The sequence below is a fragment of the Akkermansia sp. N21116 genome, assembly GCF_029854705.2.
Classification (GTDB): Bacteria; Verrucomicrobiota; Verrucomicrobiia; order Verrucomicrobiales; family Akkermansiaceae; genus Akkermansia.
The window spans coordinates 1,720,383-1,738,826 of record NZ_CP139035.1 but is presented as its reverse complement, the minus strand read 5'-3'; the positions used below and the strand labels follow the sequence as shown (position 1 = coordinate 1,738,826).

At 50.4% G+C, this 18,444-nt stretch carries 11 protein-coding genes and 3 tRNA genes; 4 read left to right on the top strand and 10 right to left on the bottom strand.

Translation table 11 applies throughout. The features are described 5' to 3' along the window. Nucleotides 1-2,628, top strand: a complete 2,628-nt coding sequence (locus QET93_RS06695; RefSeq protein WP_280132933.1) for a CapA family protein — start codon at nucleotides 1-3, stop codon at nucleotides 2,626-2,628. A 197-nt stretch (nucleotides 2,629-2,825) separates the two neighbouring features. On the opposite strand, the gene QET93_RS06690 is transcribed toward QET93_RS06695, so the two are convergent. Further along, nucleotides 2,826-3,047, bottom strand: coding sequence for a hypothetical protein (locus tag QET93_RS06690; protein ID WP_280132934.1), 222 nt, complete (start codon nucleotides 3,045-3,047; stop codon nucleotides 2,826-2,828). Nucleotides 3,048-3,797: 750 nt separating this feature from the next. Further along, a tRNA-Ile gene (locus QET93_RS06685) sits at nucleotides 3,798-3,873 on the bottom strand. 354 nt (nucleotides 3,874-4,227) lie between these two features. Between QET93_RS06685 and QET93_RS06680 the strand changes: the two genes are divergently transcribed. After that, nucleotides 4,228-5,391, top strand: a complete 1,164-nt coding sequence (locus tag QET93_RS06680; protein ID WP_322190162.1) for a hypothetical protein — start codon at nucleotides 4,228-4,230, stop codon at nucleotides 5,389-5,391. 49 nt (nucleotides 5,392-5,440) lie between these two features. Here QET93_RS06680 and QET93_RS06675 read toward each other — a convergent pair whose 3' ends face one another. Next, complete coding sequence (locus tag QET93_RS06675; protein ID WP_280132936.1) at nucleotides 5,441-7,690, bottom strand: DPP IV N-terminal domain-containing protein; 2,250 nt, start codon at nucleotides 7,688-7,690, stop codon at nucleotides 5,441-5,443. 211 nt (nucleotides 7,691-7,901) lie between these two features. On the opposite strand from QET93_RS06675, the gene QET93_RS06670 reads away from it, so the two are divergent. Further along, a tRNA-Asp gene (locus QET93_RS06670) sits at nucleotides 7,902-7,979 on the top strand. Nucleotides 7,980-8,409: 430 nt separating this feature from the next. Next, nucleotides 8,410-10,989, top strand: a complete 2,580-nt coding sequence (locus tag QET93_RS06665) for a GLUG motif-containing protein (protein WP_322190161.1) — start codon at nucleotides 8,410-8,412, stop codon at nucleotides 10,987-10,989. A gap of 92 nt (nucleotides 10,990-11,081) precedes the next feature. Here QET93_RS06665 and QET93_RS06660 read toward each other — a convergent pair. The 7 genes from QET93_RS06660 to QET93_RS06630 form a co-directional block, all read right to left on the bottom strand. Continuing rightward, nucleotides 11,082-11,157, bottom strand: a tRNA-Ala gene (locus tag QET93_RS06660). A gap of 148 nt (nucleotides 11,158-11,305) precedes the next feature. Next, nucleotides 11,306-12,193: a diacylglycerol kinase family protein gene (locus QET93_RS06655; RefSeq protein WP_322190160.1), complete on the bottom strand. Its 888-nt coding sequence runs from the start codon at nucleotides 12,191-12,193 to the stop codon at nucleotides 11,306-11,308. A 124-nt stretch (nucleotides 12,194-12,317) separates the two neighbouring features. Continuing rightward, nucleotides 12,318-13,742, bottom strand: coding sequence for an Asp-tRNA(Asn)/Glu-tRNA(Gln) amidotransferase subunit GatA (gatA, locus tag QET93_RS06650; RefSeq protein ID WP_280132937.1), 1,425 nt, complete (start codon nucleotides 13,740-13,742; stop codon nucleotides 12,318-12,320). 60 nt (nucleotides 13,743-13,802) lie between these two features. After that, entirely contained in the window at nucleotides 13,803-14,096 is a 294-nt protein-coding gene (gene gatC, locus QET93_RS06645; RefSeq protein WP_280132938.1) for an Asp-tRNA(Asn)/Glu-tRNA(Gln) amidotransferase subunit GatC, read from the bottom strand. 70 nt (nucleotides 14,097-14,166) lie between these two features. Continuing rightward, entirely contained in the window at nucleotides 14,167-14,493 is a 327-nt protein-coding gene (locus tag QET93_RS06640) for a hypothetical protein (RefSeq protein WP_280132939.1), read from the bottom strand. A gap of 4 nt (nucleotides 14,494-14,497) precedes the next feature. Then, complete coding sequence (locus QET93_RS06635; RefSeq protein ID WP_280132940.1) at nucleotides 14,498-15,130, bottom strand: hypothetical protein; 633 nt, start codon at nucleotides 15,128-15,130, stop codon at nucleotides 14,498-14,500. Nucleotides 15,131-15,291: 161 nt separating this feature from the next. Beyond that, nucleotides 15,292-18,405, bottom strand: a complete 3,114-nt coding sequence (locus QET93_RS06630) for a hypothetical protein (protein ID WP_280132941.1) — start codon at nucleotides 18,403-18,405, stop codon at nucleotides 15,292-15,294. Between the last annotated feature and the right edge of the window lie 39 nt (nucleotides 18,406-18,444).

Sequence of the window (18,444 nt, the reverse complement as noted above, 5' to 3'; positions counted from 1 at the left end):
ATGCGCCGTCTCTTTTCCCTACTCGCAGTAGCATGGATATGGGGTTCATATGCCGCTGTGCCGGTAATTTATCTGGAACAAAGCCATACTGGCAGTTTCACCTTCTTTACGGAAACAACAGACCGTACACGGGATTACAGGCTTCTGCTCGTTGATGCCCATCCGGATTCCAATGCTGCGACCAATTCCGATGCCATCCGCGACGGTGTCCTAAGCATAAGCAATCTCAGGCAACGGGCACGGCGTCTCGACCAATGGAGAAAAGAAGGACGTATCCAATGCTACAACTGGCTGGAACCTCTGATGCCGCGTCCAGTTGCCTCCGTTTACTGGATGCCGGCAAAGGAATTACTGCAGAACCAGACCCCTGACGAATTGACACAGGACGCCGTCGCCTATCTGGACGGTCGTCTCGAAATCGATCCTCGGGAATGCGGCTCATTAAGCAAGCGATGGAAAACCATCTCTCGCTGGGAAGAATTGCCCAATGACCAAGGTCTGCCGTGGCTGGCAAGCATCGATCTGGATGCTTTCGCCAACGCTTTCCACCCGGAAGAAGCCTTGGAAGAATGCTGGAAACAGGTCACCGGACTATACAACCTGTGTGCCATCAGCATCTGTCTTTCCCGCCCATGGCACAAGGATGATGCAACCGCTTGGCGGCTTTGGGAAAAAGCTATCCGGCTTTCACTTCAGACCCATCCGGCACATGTTCTGCTCAACGGGTGTCCATTGCCGGAAAAGGATACTTCGCGTATGGCAACCAGTTTCAAAAAGCAGGGAAAATCCATCCCGCAGCTGGATTGGAAACAGGCACCAGATTCCCTGTGGGCATTGTTGGCCGCACACCGCAGCCGCTTCTCCTCCGCCCGGCCGGATGTAACGTGGGAAAACATCCTCGAATCCCACAAAAAAACAGTGCCGAAAGTCGGCCTCACGGATATACAAGCGTCGCTGGACGGGACATGGCGCATGGATGCCGGGCAACGCCACCATCTGGAAGCCGGAGACATCTACGATCTTCCTGTCATCCCCCGGCGTTACCGCTGGTACCGTCTCACCCCAGTTGCCTCCATAGCCAATCTCAAGCCGGAAGACAGCAAGGGGGCCAGTTTCACCGGACATGCCGGAAACTGTATCCTCTGGAAAGAACAATTCGTCGCGGAAACCGAGGATCCTTTCCTGGACAACGACACTTGGAGGCGCGGCATCACGCTGGGGCGCTCGTGGTGGAAAGTCGCCATACTGGCCGGAAGCCAGGTTTGGGAAAGCCTGCCCGCTACAATCGCCATCACCGAGGGAGAGGGGTTCCACTCCGCCCTATCCGAGCAATTCGGCACGCCCTACATGTATGGGGCCGGCAGTATTCCGTACATGGGACAATGGATTGCAGGCACCGGGCTAGGCAATGACTGTGCCAACATGATCTGTTACGCCTGGAGAAGAAACGGCCACCGTATCCCCTGGAGCAGTCCCCGGGAACTCACCCGGTACATGCGCCTCCTCGGCAATTTGCAGACTGAAGACACCAGAATCCCCTTTACCCCGGAAGAACAATCTACAGGTCTTGTTGTGGATGCCGTCAACCACTCCGCCGCCTTGTGGCAAGACAAACCACCGCTCGGTTCCCTGGGACAGGAAGATCTCGTCATCCATCATCTCTCCGGGCAACCGGAAATTCTGACACTGGCCGACTTCCGGAAGCGCTACAAACGTTTTTCCCACTCGGTCTGGACGCTGGGAGATACTGAACCCGGAGTTAGCATCGCCCTTCTCGGTGACGTGGTAGCAATCGGAGAAGATACCCTCTGGGACAGACTGTGCCACTCCCTGCAAAATTACAACCTGGTAATGGCTAATGTCGAAGGAAGTATCGCATGTTCTCGGGAGGATGTTCCACAGGGAAGGAAATACACCTTTCTCTCCACTCCAGAACGCCAGGTTGCCCTGCTCAAACAAGCCGGAGTCCGTGTCGCCTCACTCGCCAACAATCATTCGGAAGACGGAGGCCCACAGAGTCTTCTCCAAAATATCCGCTACCTAAACAATGCGGGCATTCAAACAGTCGGAGCAGGCACCACCGTCAAAGAAGCCCTTTCGCCCGCCATCGTTCGCATCGGGGAACGCACGATTGCCGTCTGGGGAGCAGCTCACGACGAAGCTCTGAATCCACCTGTTTCTCCGACTATCCATCTGGCAAGACTTCCGCAAGATCAGGCAGTCTTACTCGAATCCGTCCTCTCATGGAAAAACCGGACGGATATGAATATCATCATGATCCACTGGGGAAGAGAAAACACAGACAAATACACCCCAGCTCAAACGGAATGCGCTCGCCGGCTTGCTGCCGCCGGTTTCGACATCATCGCCGGAAGTCATCCTCACATTCTCCTTTCCCCGGAAACTTTAGGAACAACACTCGTCTTTCCATCCCTCGGCAATGCCAGAATGCCCAATTCCGGCCCCACTCCGGCCTTCAATAAACGCGGCTGGGGATTCATCTCCACGGGCAATACCAACATCAGGAGAGAATTAGGAATCAAAAACCTGAAAAATCTACCTTCAACTGAGCAGAGAAAGAAACACAGTTGCAAAATAGACAAGGAGTCCGTAGATTCTAGAAAATAGCTTGTGGACAATTGATTGCCTGTCGAACTATCTTTCAAACAAGCTTGATTGAAAACATCGGATTCACCAGTGCAATATGCAGATAGTGAATAGCTTGACATGTGATTAATGCTCCTGCCAACCCGTAGATACCAAAAAAAGGAGGAATGGATTTCTCCATTACCTCCTGATATAGATGGCTGGATTCAGCAGCAACGCTACTGGTTCATTTTGAACGTCCAGTCGGAATGGCGTTCCTTGTATTTATCAAGGTCGGAAGCTTTGATCGTCAAGTGACCAACACTGGAACCTCCTGTTACTTCAATCTTAATGCAAGGGATTCCATCCTTGTTCGTCCAAGGAGTCAATGTCGCGGTCATCGAACCTCCGACGATTCCGTCGAGCTCATCCATCTTGATTTCTTCTTTATTATCGTTCATGGCGTTTGATTGTGTTGGGATTCGCTATCTAGACGTAACTCATGTTCGGTTGGTTACACCTTTTCACGAAAATCTAGTTCATTCGGTGTGATTCCCGAATTTCACCATCCTCTTCTAGTAGAGAGGTTACATAAGATATCATTCCCAGCTTGATCCGTCAAAGCACTAATAACCCATCGGATGAGAAATTTCCCCTTTCCCTGACTGCGTGTACCTGTTACGTAGGAAATGAAAAAACCTTCTGGAAGCACGCAGCCTTGGTAAGTCTGAAGTCCTTAATAAATATACATGTCAAACATGACATAGTACATCTCTCAATGCCCGATTCATTTTGACATCGCCTCGGAAAAGAGAAAAGAAAAAATATTAATCCGTTATGGTTAAGTTATTTACGAGCTTTATCCCCGGTAGAATTCGAACCTGCGATCAAGGGTTGAGGCGACGCCTAAGTCCTGTCTGTGCATCAAGAGCATCAGACTTCTTTTTAAAATATCTTTTCCCGCCCTTCCCCGATGAAGACATATTTGATGGAATACAGATTGCAAACAGTCCATTCCGAGTTGCCTGAACCTCAAATTTCGGAGCTTTCGCCATGTCAAAAACTATACCCATTATCCAATCAAAAAACGTATTTTTCGGTCGTTTTTGACCGTTATTTAACCGTTTTTCGACATTTCGGAAGCCTCTAAAATTGCCATTCCGAACATAATAAAAACCCCTTGAACCTTAGAGGATCAAGGGGTTTAAACTTGGTAGGCCCGGTAGGGTTCGAACCTACGACCAAGGGATTATGAGTCCCCTGCTCTAACCGCTGAGCTACGAGCCCGTTGCCTGCGCAACACGGAAAGGTTTATAAAGGATGCAACGCAGGAGGAAAAGAGGAAATTATGTCTTTTCTCTTGATGATTGAGTAAGCGAATGACGATCAAATTGTTGGAGATCAATTGCAGATGGCAGGAAAGATGCGACTTGAGATTTTCCATGCTCCGCTCTATAATGGAAGAAAATGACAAAAAGACTTCGGAATAATCTTCTTATCTGGGGGATAGCCTGTCTGGCCATTGTAGTTCTCTCCGGAGTATTGATCTGCAATTTGGAGTCTAATACGCCCAATAAATTGGTTTTCAATCCAGTGTGGACGGGAAAGGACCGTCAGCAAATTGAGGAAATTTATGTTTCCATGAAAGCCACCATCATCCCAATGCCGGACGATCCATTCACGTTGGAGGATTTGACCAGCAGTATGTTCCTCTCTAAGTTCATCCAGAAAAAGAACCAGTTCATCAGAAATTACCGAATGAACGGCCTTTTACGTATCATTTTCGATACAGCGTCTTCCGGCAATGCCAGGCATTCGGGGGAATCGCATATGACTCTTCTTCATTATGCCTGCTGTTTTGGAAAAAATGAGCTGGCCCTGCATTTGCTGGAATTGGGGGCAGCCCCCAATCAGTCTGCAGAAATCAAGACAAGCATGGGATCTATTCCCACCGAAAACGGTCCTACTCCATTAAGTTGTGCTCTGAGTTCATGGGGACAAGATAGTCATATTCCAGTTGAAAGACGGCTGGATCTCATACGGATACTTGCCAACCATGGAGCGGATCTTAATAAAAAAGCCAATGGACTCGTTCCCTTCGAGGAAGCATGTCTAGAAAGCCATAACGAACAAATAGCGTGCCTCATCCTTTCCCTGGGGGCAGATCCTGCTCTGGGAGGGAATTATCCATCGTACAAGAAAGCCTCCGGAGTACGGAGGAATCCGCTCTGTATCCCAATTATGCACGGTTGTTCCGAAGTTGTTCGCATGATGCTGGAGAAAGGAATTGATCCCAACGAGACAAGAGACGAAAACCCTCCGTTATTTATCACTACCGGCCATTATTCCGATCTAGTCATTAAGCGTCTCCTTCTAGAACATGGTGCCGATCCCAATGTCAGATGGAAGGATCCTGCCGATAATCCTCTTGATCCTTCGCCGGAATACGGACGTACTCCTCTGTGCGACCTTTGCGACCACATCTTCCCGCGACAGAATGATGATAAAAAAGAGGTTTTGATCAAGTCCATCGAATTGCTTTTGGAATATAAAGCTCTCGTCAATAGGGCTTCCCATGATGGAGAAACCCCGCTGATGATGGCGTGCAGGCATTTGATCGATCAGGATGGGAATCTGAATCCTGCAGCAGCCCGTGTTATCCGCCTGCTTTTAAAGCATGATGCCGATGTATCTCTCAAGAACCTGAAAGGAGGCTCCGCCGTCACGTATATCCTCCCCGCTTCTGAGGAAACGAGCCGGCAGCTACAGGAGCAACTGCCGGAACTTTTTCAGCCCCGGCAGTAAGAAAAATTCCACGCATCCGCCCCCTTCCCTCCGGTATATTCTCCGGAGACTATGTTCGAGTTTTGGAGGCAGGAACGTGGGCAGCGTTCCTGTTCGGAGGATCTATTCCCTGCAGATGCTTGACAAAGAAATCCCGTCTCTTACGTTCTCCGAATTTTCCACCCATTGTATGGCCCGCACCAGTAATCAGGACAAATTCGAAGTCCTTGCCAGCCTGTTCCAAGGCATGTATGACCTGACGGGTCGAAGCCGGATCGACATTGTCATCGATTTCCCCCAGGATCAACATCAATTTCCCTTGCAATTTACCGGCATTGACAACGTTGGAACACTCTTCATATGACTTGTCTACCGGATACCCCATCCATTGTTCATTCCACCAGATTTTATCCATGCGGTTATCATGGCACCCGCATGAGGAGACACCCACCTTGTACCATTCCGGGTGGAACAACAACGCACTCAAAGCATTCTGACCTCCGGCCGATACGCCATAGATGCCGACGCGGGACAAATCCATAACCGGGTATTTCTTCGCTGCCTGCTTCATCCAGGCAATGCGATCGGGAAAACCGGCATCCTTCAGGTTTTTCCAGCAAACATCGTGAAATTTCTTGGAACGATTGGATGTACCCATACCGTCGATCATCACCATGATGAATCCCAACTCGGTATATCGCACCATCTCGTGTTCCATGTTGAAAGATTTAGGTACATGAGAATCATGCGGGCCGGCATAAATATATTCGATAACGGGATATTTACGACCGGGGACAAGATTTGGAGGAAAAGCAATGATACCCCAAATATCCGTCAGACCGTCCCTTCCTTTGCCACAAAACACGGTCGGAGGTCTCCAGCCCCTTTTCAGAGCCGGTGTAATATCGGATTTCTCCAGCTTCAGGATTTCACGACCTGTTCGGGCATCGCGAAGACTCGTTTCCGGCGGCATGTCCACACGGGAAGCCGTATCGACAAAGCACGAATAATCCGGTGAAAAATCAATTCCGTGCGTAGCATTGGTCGGAGTTAAGCAAATGGGAGTACCCCCATCGAGAGATACTCTGTAAAGTTTCTCCAAGTAAGGATCCTCGCCAGGAGTTTGGCCGCATCCGATAAAAAAGACAGTCCTTTGCCCAGCATCGACATGTAAAACCTTTTTGACAATCCATTCCCCCGACGTCAGTTGCCGCACCACCTTCCCCGTCTCAGCATCCAACAGGTAAAGGTGCCTCCATCCATCCCGTTCGGATATCCACACAATTTCACCCGTATCCTCCAGATCATGGCGGTACAGGCGTGTATAATTAACAAAAGTCGGGAAGGATTCCTCAATCAGAAGGCGGGCCTTGGACGCATTCTCCCTGTCTACCTTATACACGATGTAGGAGCCGTGTCCGCGTTTGTTGTAGTCAAAGGTGAAACCGGAACTGTCACGCAACCACCGGATTCCCCCCAAGGAAAACTGTTGTTCCGGCTCAGGGAAGGATATTTCTATCCCCGTGTCGGCTTCCGTCCCAAACAAAACAGGACGCACCACATCCAAAGGATCGCCGGGTTTGACGTAGGGAATAGACCGTTCGCGGGGTTGCACGGAATCTTTGGGAGAGGATTCGATCAAAGTAATATGCCGCACGGGAGCCGTCACCCGGCGGCAACAGACCAGCCCCTTGGAATCCGGAGCCCAAAACACGGGTAAACAGTACGGATTCTCAGCCGTACCATTGGATGAAAGCCTCACTTCCATACCGTTTTTACTATTCCGCAGGAACAAATCGTTCTCTTTGACAAATGCCTCGTACATTCCATCAGGAGAACAATTGGGATTGTTCGGCTTGTGCTGGATCTCCCTGCTTTCGGGTGCAGGAGAAAGAGTTTTTCCGACTGTATCGTAACAAAATTCCTTGTCTTTCACACGGAAGCGCAAACTTTCAGGAGTTCCCGTGATGACATCAAAGGGTAACCATGCGGGATTTGCCTTTTCTCCGGACAGGCGATTTAATTCTTCAGCAACATGATCATGATCAAATGCCGGTTCCTTTGTTCCATCCGATGAGTTCACCCTCAAAAACGACTTCCGTCCATCCCGGTAGGAAGTGTACCAAAAATCCCCGGTTCCAGAAATCCATTGAGGAGATACATATCCCCAGCTGCAGCCCTCCTCGTAATACGCCCGGTATCCATCAGCTTTCCGATAGCACTCTTCCATCGTCGACGCCGAAACAGTCCATGCCGATAGTATCCCCAGAAAAACAAGCACTCCCTTTCCGAGCAGGTAATCAAAAATAGACAACTTCATCAATGTGAAGTACGTCATTGTGTCACTTCTTCTTTCTGTTAATTTGCAAAAGATCTTTTAATCTTCAAAGGGCTGCCGACTCTCATCTTTCCCGAAGCTTCTCATAAAATTCGATATCTCAACACAGTTTTTTCTTGCCAGATGGATCGGATGTAATTATAAACCCCACGTCCTCGCTTACCAGAGCGAATGCGACACAAGCAGATGTCACGGAGTGGTAGCTCAGTTCGGTTAGAGCGCCAGCCTGTCACGCTGGAGGTCGCGGGTTCGAGCCCCGTCCGCTTCGCCATCTGACTAAAAAGACACCCTGCAATAGCACGGTGTCTTTTTGTTTCTGCAGAATACCGAACTTCTATCTCCGGATTAGATTGTCCCCCTCTTCTTTCTCTCCAAATTCATAAGGGTAACAACGAATGCGAGGCCCTACCGATACATAAGTACCAATAGGACCCCGACATTATTACCTATGCAACCAGATCGGTCTCCTTATGAAGTCTTCCTCCGAAATTTTGAAAATCTAATATTGTTACGTTATTCTTTTTAATCAATTGTTCAACAACAAAAAAGACATAGCACAACTTTGTCGAATTCACGGCAACACCCATCGCTAAAATCTGTAAGGCCAGAGTTGAGAGGCAATGTCCTCCACTTTTCCTATCTTCTCCGAAACAGCAAACGGAAAAGAAAGAATTCCTCTCCATCTCCGTAAATAATAACAGATGAAATCCACACACCATCGTTTGTGCCGTTCCTTGTCTCTTGTGCTCTTCGCTTTCTTTGCTGTTTTTCCAACTACCAGTCAGACAATCATGCCCTCAGCCCAGTCCCAGCAGTCCGCGCCAAGAATACCGGATACTGGAACAGGAGAGAAACTTCTCCCGGAACATCTGTCATTCCGTAAAATCTGGAGTCACCGCAATCTCTTCACCTCCAAAATCGACATTGCTACACTCGATCTTAAGCAAATAGCCTCGGACACAGCCGGACCTATTCCCTCCCCTATCCGCAAAACGCACACACAGGACGGCCTGCAGCTCCACAACATCGGCAACTCCGATGTTTCCTTTCGACTCCCTCTCGGACAGCATATTCCATGCGGAATCTACGAATTGGGAATTTCGGATTGGACAAGCGGCAGTTCTGCCGGAATCGACATACGAAAGGACGATAACAACCGCATTGTCCTTACGTGCGTCAATCATGCAAACGGCCAGACAAAAGCCCCTGAACTTCGACTTGAAGTGTATGTCCAAGGAGTTCGGGTAATCGATAAAGTTCTTTCCAAAGCCCGACTCCATCCCCCATTCACAATTAAGGCGGATTTCATCCCGGAATCCATCGGGAATAATATACGTCGCTGCTTTTTGAGTGTCTGGGAAGAGACAAAAGAAAAACATACTCTGCTTGATTACAAAATCGACATCCAGACCGATTTTTCCAATCCTTCCGTTGTCGAAACTTATCGAGGGAGTCTCGTCGCAGGACTAGCCTCCGATTCTCGCCTCACACTCTCAGGATTCGACAATGCCATCACAGGAGGAGCCGCTCAAGCCGACCCCAAGCCCCTGCATGACGAAACAGGAACCATCCTGCAGGAAGGAGACTCCATCTGGCTTGCCATGAGCGTCCGAGGCTACGACATCCACAGTAGTTACCAAGGCATTTACCGCCTCAACCTCAAAACGGGAGAACTGAATATCACGGGCATTCTCCTCTTCAATCCCGACAACCGCAATCACTACGCCACCTTCCATGCTGCGGATATCATCTACAATTCCATAACCCAGGAGTGGATCGCCATGCCTACCGCCCACAATGAACGTCCGCACGCCATCAAATCGGGACTCATCCCGAAGGATCCACGGCATACTCCCTTCCAATGCGTCCCCGTTACCTCCGTCCAATACCCCGATCAGTCCAATGAGGAAGACGCCTCGTTGATTTATGACAGATCCGTGGGCAAATGGCGACTTGTTATGTGCGACTCCAGCCGGGGCGGCTACCAAATTCCCCTTCTCGAATCCGATACGTGGAACGGTTCCTACCGGGAAATCGCCCGTTACACACAAGCGCCATGTACTGGCATTCAGTTCCAGAAATTAGACGGAAACTACTATGTCTTCTTCGGACGTAACGTGGACAACTGCGAAGTACTCCGTTATCCATCCATGAATCACCCCGTCCGGCTGAATATACAGAGTTCACCGCGTTCCTACAATGTCTGGCCCGTCATCATTCCCTTCCGCAATGCCGATACGAACCGACAAGAATACTACATGCTCTCATTCGATCGCGAAACCCATGGAGGAGCCCACTCATACGGCAATCTCTACCTGTATCGGGCCGACGTGAATCCTTGCAAACCTACCTCGGAAGGCCCCATGGGAACGCTCCCCCCTCCTCCCATCGTCAACGGAGAAATACGCACAGCCTCCCAGCTCATGCAAATTCGCAATAATCCATCCGGTCACTATACCCTCAAAAACAATATTGACTTAGCTTCCATTTCCGACTGGATACCTATCGGCGATATACACACGCCCTTCTCCGGTACATTTGACGGAGCAGGATTCACAATCTCCAATCTCAATGTCAAACGCCCCGGCAATCATCATAACGGGCTATTCGGATATATTGGAAAGGGGGGGCTTATCAAGAATCTCCATCTCTCTGAAGCCACCATCGAAGGCTATCTTTACACAGGAGCCCTGGCCGGAACTAACGACGGAACTATTGACACGTGTTCCGCCAAGGCAAACATCCATGCCTTTTCCGTAGCAGGAGGGCTTGTCGGACAAAACAACGGTATCATCACACATTCCTCCACATCCGGGGACGTTGCCTCATGCCATGGCGACAGCATTGGCGGACTCGTCGGAGTCAACTGTGCCAACACCGCTCCGTCCAACGCCATCGACCTTGCCACCCAAGGTGTCCTCTCAGATTGCTCCAGTAACGCCCGGGTAACAGGTATTCTCAATGTTGGAGGACTTGTCGGTCACAACGACTGCGGTTCCATATCACACTGCCAATCTCAAGGGAATATCCGTGCCAATGCCAATGCCGGAGGACTCGTCGGAACAGTCAGTAGAAACTACGGAAATCCATCCACCAGCCCTATCGCTTTCAGCCATGCCTCCGGCGACGTAACCGGCACATACAACACAGGGGGACTCATCGGCATGAACGACGGTTCAATCAGCCAGTGTTCTTCCTCCGGTTCCGTCACGGGCAACAGCAATACATCCCCCTTCATCGGCACAAACCACAACAACTCCACCGGCAAGCTAGAAGAGTGACTCTTCGACAAAATGAGTGAAGATGAAGCCAACTTTCCGTTCTTCCCCGAGCAAAAGAAAAGCCCGCAAGCGATTAACTTGCGGGCTTTATTTGGTGGAGCATAGCGGGTTCGAACCGCTGACCTCTTCAATGCCATTGAAGCGCTCTACCAACTGAGCTAATGCCCCTCGACTTTCGTCTCGGTATCCCGTGAGGACGGGGAAAATTATAGTGAAGAAAAAGCCCGATGGCAAGTATTTTTTGATATCAGGTTTATTTTTTCTTGAGAAGGACAAATGGCGAAAGAAGAATATTTCCTAAGAAATTGATTCCAAATTACTTGGAAGGTTTGGAAGACGGGACAAAAACCTTGAGGCTCCCGGGGTGTTTTTCAATTTTGAGGGCACCATGCCCACCGAAATCGCCATCCAGTTCATAAGACGCAGGCGTGTCAACAGGATCTATAGAACAACCTTCCACTTTAAGGTAGGAAAAGTCTCCCTTCATGACCGGACTGAATCCCCCGCGAAGGAAAGCATGAAGACAGTCTTTGATGATGGTTCCCATGTGGCGTCTGAATACCAGGACATCCAGCAAACCATCCGCATTGTCTGCATCTCCGAACATAGTCCAAGAACCGCCGTATCGGGCGCCGTTGCCCATGATCACGGCTATGCCTTCTTCAATTCTTCCATCACTGAGGGTTATACGAAGACGAGGCTGAGGTTCGCAGGCAGCCTTGAGACCAGCTATACCATAAGCAATAGGACCCCATTTTTTCTTGGCCTGGCTGGTAGTCAGCTCCACGGCACGTCCATCAATACCGATTCCGGCCATTTGCAGGAAGGGTTCGCCATTCACCGCAAAAACGTCCACTTCCTTGATGCAGCCTTGATTGTAAGCCTGGAGGGCACGATCAAAATTACCGGAACCAATGCCTATTTCACGAGCGAAGACGTTGACAGTACCGGAGGGTATAACGACTAATTTGGTCTCCGTTCCCGCCAAGGCTCCGGCAGCCAGACGCAAGGTACCGTCTCCACCGGCAACAGCCACTGTTTCCAAACCTTTACGAGCACATTCCCTAAGGCTTTCCTGCATGTGTTCCGGCGATGTCGGCTCCACAATATCAAAAAGGCCTTTCCTGTCCGCCAACCAACGTCTCAAATGGATGGATCTGGCACTACGGGCTTCAGGGTTCAAGAAAAAGGGGACATGATTCATTAACGGAATCAATATAGTTTAAGGAGTATCCTTTTCCAAATTCATTTTACGATAAGACTTCCCCACCTCCCTCTCTCACGGGAAATAATGGAATTCGCGAAGGCAGACAAAAGCCGCATTCAAATTATTTTATGCTTTGCTCCAAAGCGTATCCGGCCGAGATCAAAGTCTCTTCCCTGAAGTGAGGAGCGAGAAACTGGAGACCAACCGGAAGGAGATCGTCGCCATCCGCAGCCGTACCACAGGGTACCGAAATCCCGGGAAGTCCGGCAAGATTGGCAGGAATGGTATAGATGTCCGCCAGATAGGTCTGGAGATGGTCCGAAGCCGCCACACCAAGCAGGGGAGCCGGAGCCGGGGCAGTGGGACCGGCAATCAGATCTACTTTCTCAAAGGCGCGGGCAAAGTCTCCGGCAACAAGGGAGCGAACTTTCTGCGCTCTGGTGTAGTAGGCATCGTAGAAGCCGGAACTCAAAACGTAAGTGCCCAAAATAATACGGCGTTTAACCTCGGGACCAAAGCCTTCCTCACGAGAAAATTCGAAAAGGTTGGAAAGATCCGATACGTCCGGCGAACGACGCCCATAACGCACTCCGTCGAAGCGGGACAGGTTGGACGAAGCTTCCGCACAAGCAATAATGTAGTAGGCAGCCACAACGGCTTCGGCATGCGGAAGAGAAATTTCCACCAATTCAGCCCCCAAGGATTCCAACCGGGCAAGAGCACCGGATATGGCCTCGGACACACCGGGATGGTTGCCAGAAGTCATATATTCCCTGGGGATTCCGATCCTAAGCCCTTTGATGTCTTTGCCAACGGCATCTTCGAAATGCTCCACCGGATGATTCTGCGAGGTAGAATCCTTAGGATCATGACCACAGATAGCTTCCAGCAGAATCGAGGCATCGCGTACGTCCCGCGTAATCGGTCCTATCTGATCCAGGGACGAAGCGAACGCAACAAGTCCATACCGGGAAACCCGGCCATAGGTAGGTTTCAATCCTACGACTCCGCAATGGGAAGCCGGCTGGCGGATGGAGCCGCCGGTATCGGAGCCCAATGCGGCAATAGCGGTACCGGCCGCAACCGAGGCAGCGGAACCACTGGATGATCCTCCCGTCGCCCGATGGGGAGCACATGGATTGTAAGTCGGTCCGAAAGCTGAATTTTCCCCGGTGGATCCCATGGCGAATTCATCCATGTTCATGCGTCCCAGAGGGATGCCTCCCGCCGCAATCATTCTGTCGACGGACGAAGCATTGTAAGGAGCAACATACGGTTCGAGAAAGCGCGATGCGCAACGCGTCGGCTGCCCCTTGACACTAATATTGTCCTTAACGCCAATGGGAATCCCGGCCAGGAGGGAATCCTGAGAAACATTCCGGGCTATCTTCAGGGCAGCGTCCCGGTCATAGGAAAGATAGGCGTGAGTTGCGCCGTCTTCTTTATCGATAGCATCAGCCACCATGTTGACGAGTTCGACAGAAGAAACGGAGCCGTCGCGTAGACAATCTCTCCACTCGGCAAGGGATTTTAGAGGCAGGGACATGTATCTAGGAAAAGTATGAGGCAAAAGGAAAAATAGTGGGGAAAAGGATCCGAAGGGAAATCAAGCGGATTCAACAACCTTGGGCACGCGAATCTGCTCCGAGGCCTGCTGAGGAGCATTGACCAGAGCTTCCTCTGTCGAAAGACCGGAAAGAACTACATCATCGCGCATAACATCCATTACCGGCAAGGGATGGTACATGGGCTCTACTCCGGTGACGTCGTAACTCTGTAACTGATCAACATAGTTGAGAACTTTAGTCAGATCGTCGGAAAAGCGGTCAACTTCCTCTTCCGTGAGGTGCAAACTCGCCAATCGGGCAATATAGGCAACGTCAATATGCGGCTGATTCATGGGCAGACTCAGTCTAGCAAGGCATCTCCTGGGAAGACACAGCAAATAAGGTCATGCTGGGAGATATTTTTCAACCCTGGTCCAGCAGACGAATGATCCAGAATGTGGAAGCGGCAATGGAGCAAATGAGAACCAGCAGAAGAGCCGTACTCTCATGAAGTTCACGCCTGGCATTACGGACATTACCCCGTGCGACGGCTACTTTCAGCGTGTTCTGCTGGCGTGTTTGCCGCACTCTGTCCGGAGGTGGAAGAGTATTGCGCTGGGGATGCATGGAAACGGGAGATCCCTGACCGACCATTTCTTCCAGTTCGCTGATTTTCTGCATCAACTCACGGGAAGCACGATCCAAATCGCTGAATTCAGAATCTCTCTGTTTTCTTTTTCTCAGAAACATGGTATTAGAAATTGTTGGAGTGACCGCAACTGACGATTGCGTATAAGATGACTAACAAGATAAACAACGGCAGGTGAAAGGAAAAACCCTGGATGAACTGCGTCACAAATTCACGCGAAGAGATCAGCAGGCGACGGGAAGATTTGCGGGAACGGGTCAATACTTTGGTATGGCGCATATGGGAGCAGTGATCGACCGCATCATTATAATCGGCTTCACAATGATCCATGATTTCAGCAGCATCGGTTAATTGCTGTTCCAGATTATCCTGTCCCCAGTCATCGGGGCGGATCGCCCCCAGAACCTTCAGATCCTTGGTAAAGCACAGGCGGATCTGTTCCAGCTCCTTGATTTCATTAGCAAGGCTTCCCAGTTCCTGCTCAATCCTTTCCACAGCGGAGAACATCCGGTCGCCCAACTCGTTTTGATCAGCAATAAAGCGGGCTTTCTTCTGCGCAATTTCCTCCATGCGCCGCTTGTAATCATCAATCTCCGCCTTTTTACGACGGAGTTCTTCCAGCTTGCGCTGAGCCTCCTCCATATCATCCTGAACGACAGGGACAGGCACACCTCCGGCAACTGGCGACGGAGGGCCATCCAGACTCATTTTCCTGTACTGTTGTTCCTGTTCTTTCATGGGTAGAATCAAAACGCCATTCCGACTAATCGGACTGAAGAAATATTTAACCTTTCTTATCCATCAAGGAAAGTGAAAAGTGCGGAAAACTTTCCTTTTTTTTCACGATTCCGAGCGTCCGTCACTGTTTTGCTCTTAAAAATTGATTATTCAAGTGTTTTTTACGATTGTCCGTCACGAATCAACTCACGGATATTGCGTGCTTCAATAGCCTCGTTTCTGGTACGTTCGTTCACCCTTGCCCTGTAGAAGGCCTTTTCCGTATCCGACCAGATATTGGATTCATCGTACTCCCCGGCAAATGGAATATTCAAGTCGATCCATGCACAGATCTTGTCCCATTCTTCCTGAGTCAATTTGACATTTTTGTGCCCTTTTTCGAGCAGTTTGACCAATCCGCTGCGGACGGCCCCAGCCCTGTAGGGAGGATACTGGTGCATCAGTTCAAACCGGGTGTACCACGATACATACTTGTTCGGTTCGTCCGGCAGGCGCTTGCCCAATGGACGAGGCCCCCAAACCTTGTCTGTTTCCCAAAAGGCGAATTCTTCAGGTTTGTGACCATTTTCCGGACGTGCCTTCGTCAGTTCGAAATAGGAACGGTAATACCGACGCATTGCCGCCGGATCATCCACATAAGGCTTGGACGTCAATAAAAGCTTTTTCCCTTCCCCTCCCTCGCGGTGACAGGCTATGCAATGCTTGTCGAACACGGGCTGTACCTCATGAATATAACTGAAGGCGCGAGGTGGACCATAAAAAGGCTCAAGTTCCTCCGCCGGCTTCATCGACGCAATCGTACGACGCAGCGGGTTGAGCGGCGTCTTGTTTTTGTCCTCATGGCAGCCGACGCATGAAAACTTCTCTGCCGGCATCAGCGTCGCCCACGAGCGCATCGTCTGAATGACCCGGTTTTTACAATCCAGAAGCTGGAAGTATACAGGCTTGCGAGCAGGTGCCTTGAACATCGCCGAACCGTCTTCATAGACCGTTGCATCGCCGATAATCTTCTTCGAATCGAAGGAGGCAAGGCCATGTCCCGTCGGCATCACAGTATCCCAGCAACCTCCGGGACCTTTACCCATTGCCGAGCCAATCGTTGCATTTTTGTACATCATTTCAATCACGCGGATCTTCTTGACGCTTCCCGGTTCAATCCCTTGGGCCGCTTCGCCATAGTATACATTCTGTACATAAAAAATACCCTCATCCTTCGTGTAATCAACCTCGGAGGGACGCACTCCCGGACGCTTGCGCGGAGCATCCGGAATCACCTGCAGGCAGGAAGTGCCCGGGTCTGACGCCAGAAGTTCCCGTTCTCCTTTGTCATTCAAGTAATACAGGGAATAATCGGCTCCGTTGTACGGGGCTATCGACACGAGGTAATCGCGTTCCGTCAATGCATAGGGATTGGAAAACTGTTCCCCCTGTTTGCCATACCGGTCATCATAACCATTGCCGCTTTTCGGCGTCCTGTATCCGGGCATTTCCACGATTCCCTGATCCAATTCCACACCCTTGGAGACATCCATTAGAGCCAGCTTGCCTCCCTGCGTCGTGTGGTATCCGCCGATAATGCAAATCACCTTGTTGGAGTTCGGGATAGCCCGCGCATGATGGAAGCTGTTGGGCAACCCCGTCTGGTTGCCGTAGAACTCCGTCTGCGCCGTCCCGTCGGGATTCATCTGGAAGAGGGCATGAGCCGAGGACTGGCCGCGATCATTGTAGTCGCGCCTCGTAAAAATCACGCGTCCGTCATTGAGCAAGCTCGGAAAAGCCGTATTCGTTTGATCGAATCCGACACGGCGGGCATACTTGCCGTCTTTGTTCATGATAAACAGATTGCTCAGGTCTCCCCACCCGCAGGTAATGTGCTGGACGATGCGGGAGGAACTGAACATGATGTCACCATTGGGCAGATAACAGGGTTCCATGCTGGAGCCATAAGTTTCAGGAGTCGTCAACGGGCGAGTCCTGCCAGTCGTACGATCCAGTTCGTAAATCTGATAATTTGATTCGGGACATCCGTAGGCATTCTCCAAATAATGATCCCGTTCCGGCGCTGGACAATAGATCGCGTAGTGCGAATACGTCAAACAGGAATTGAAATGTTTCCGGGACGCACGCATGGCAAACAGGAGCTTCGTTCCATCAAACGAGAGTTCAGGGTCACGGACACTTCCTTTGCCAGGATCCACCAGCATGTTTTCGCAGGCAAAGGCCCCATCCTTGTCCTGCGTCAAATCCAGCGAGCAAAGGGCCGATTTCTTGTTGGAGCCCTCTGTCTCCGTAATCAGATAAATGCCGGAGATACTGCCAAAAACATGGTGCTTTGCAAAAATCAATTTCGGAGCCAAAGCCCGTACTCGATCCAAACGCATTTGCCGGCGGGCATATGCCACCCGGTCATACAGGGTTACCCACTCCTTAACCGAAGCAGAGGAATCGTTCCGTTCCAATCGGGCCGCCTCTGCAGCAAAGTTCTCCGGATCCGGCACAGTTTTCAGCGCCACACCCACGGCATCAGCAAGCAATGCCCTCATATCCGGCACGGAGAAAAGTTCTTCAACCGTTTTACTCGCATCCTGTTTCAACCAGTCCATCTGGTGAGGGAAGGCTTTTTCCATAAGGTGCCCCGCCATTTCTACATTCTTCTTCGACAACGGACACCGCAATACATCACAAACAGCAGCAAAAGTTTCCGACCATTTTCCGGGTTTCAGAATCCTATCTTCCACTGCTTTTTTTTCCTTTGCAAGGGCTTGTTCCCAAGCTTCCGGAACCGGACTGGACGACAACACAGCATATTTTACATCCATCAGAAACCTGCCTTTCAATTCCCGGGCCTTCACGAGAACTTCATGTTCCCCTTTTTCTAACTCTCCCGACCACATGCATACCAGTTGGAAATCATTGAAATTTCCAGTTGAAGGAATCGTCCATACAGACTTTTCCCGTCCATCCATAAACAAGGCAGCCGTTCCCCCTTGATCCTCCGGAGATGCCATCATGAGCCAGAAATAATACGTACCCGTCTCCGGAACCTCCAATTTCCATTCCGGACCGCTGTCTGTTCCTGTCCAGTCACGGACAAAACCGCCGCGCTTCGTCACACCGCGTCCGGTCAACCGGGCTTCGCTTCCATCCAGAAAAATGAAAGGCAAAGACACTCCGCTATCCGCAACTACGGAGACAGGTTCCGGAGAAGAAGAGGAGGCTGCAATGGCAGTACCCAGACACCCCCAAGCCAGAAAAGAGAAGAGAAGGAGCTTCATAATCATCAAAGTATACGATTCTCCATCCTTCTGCCTTTC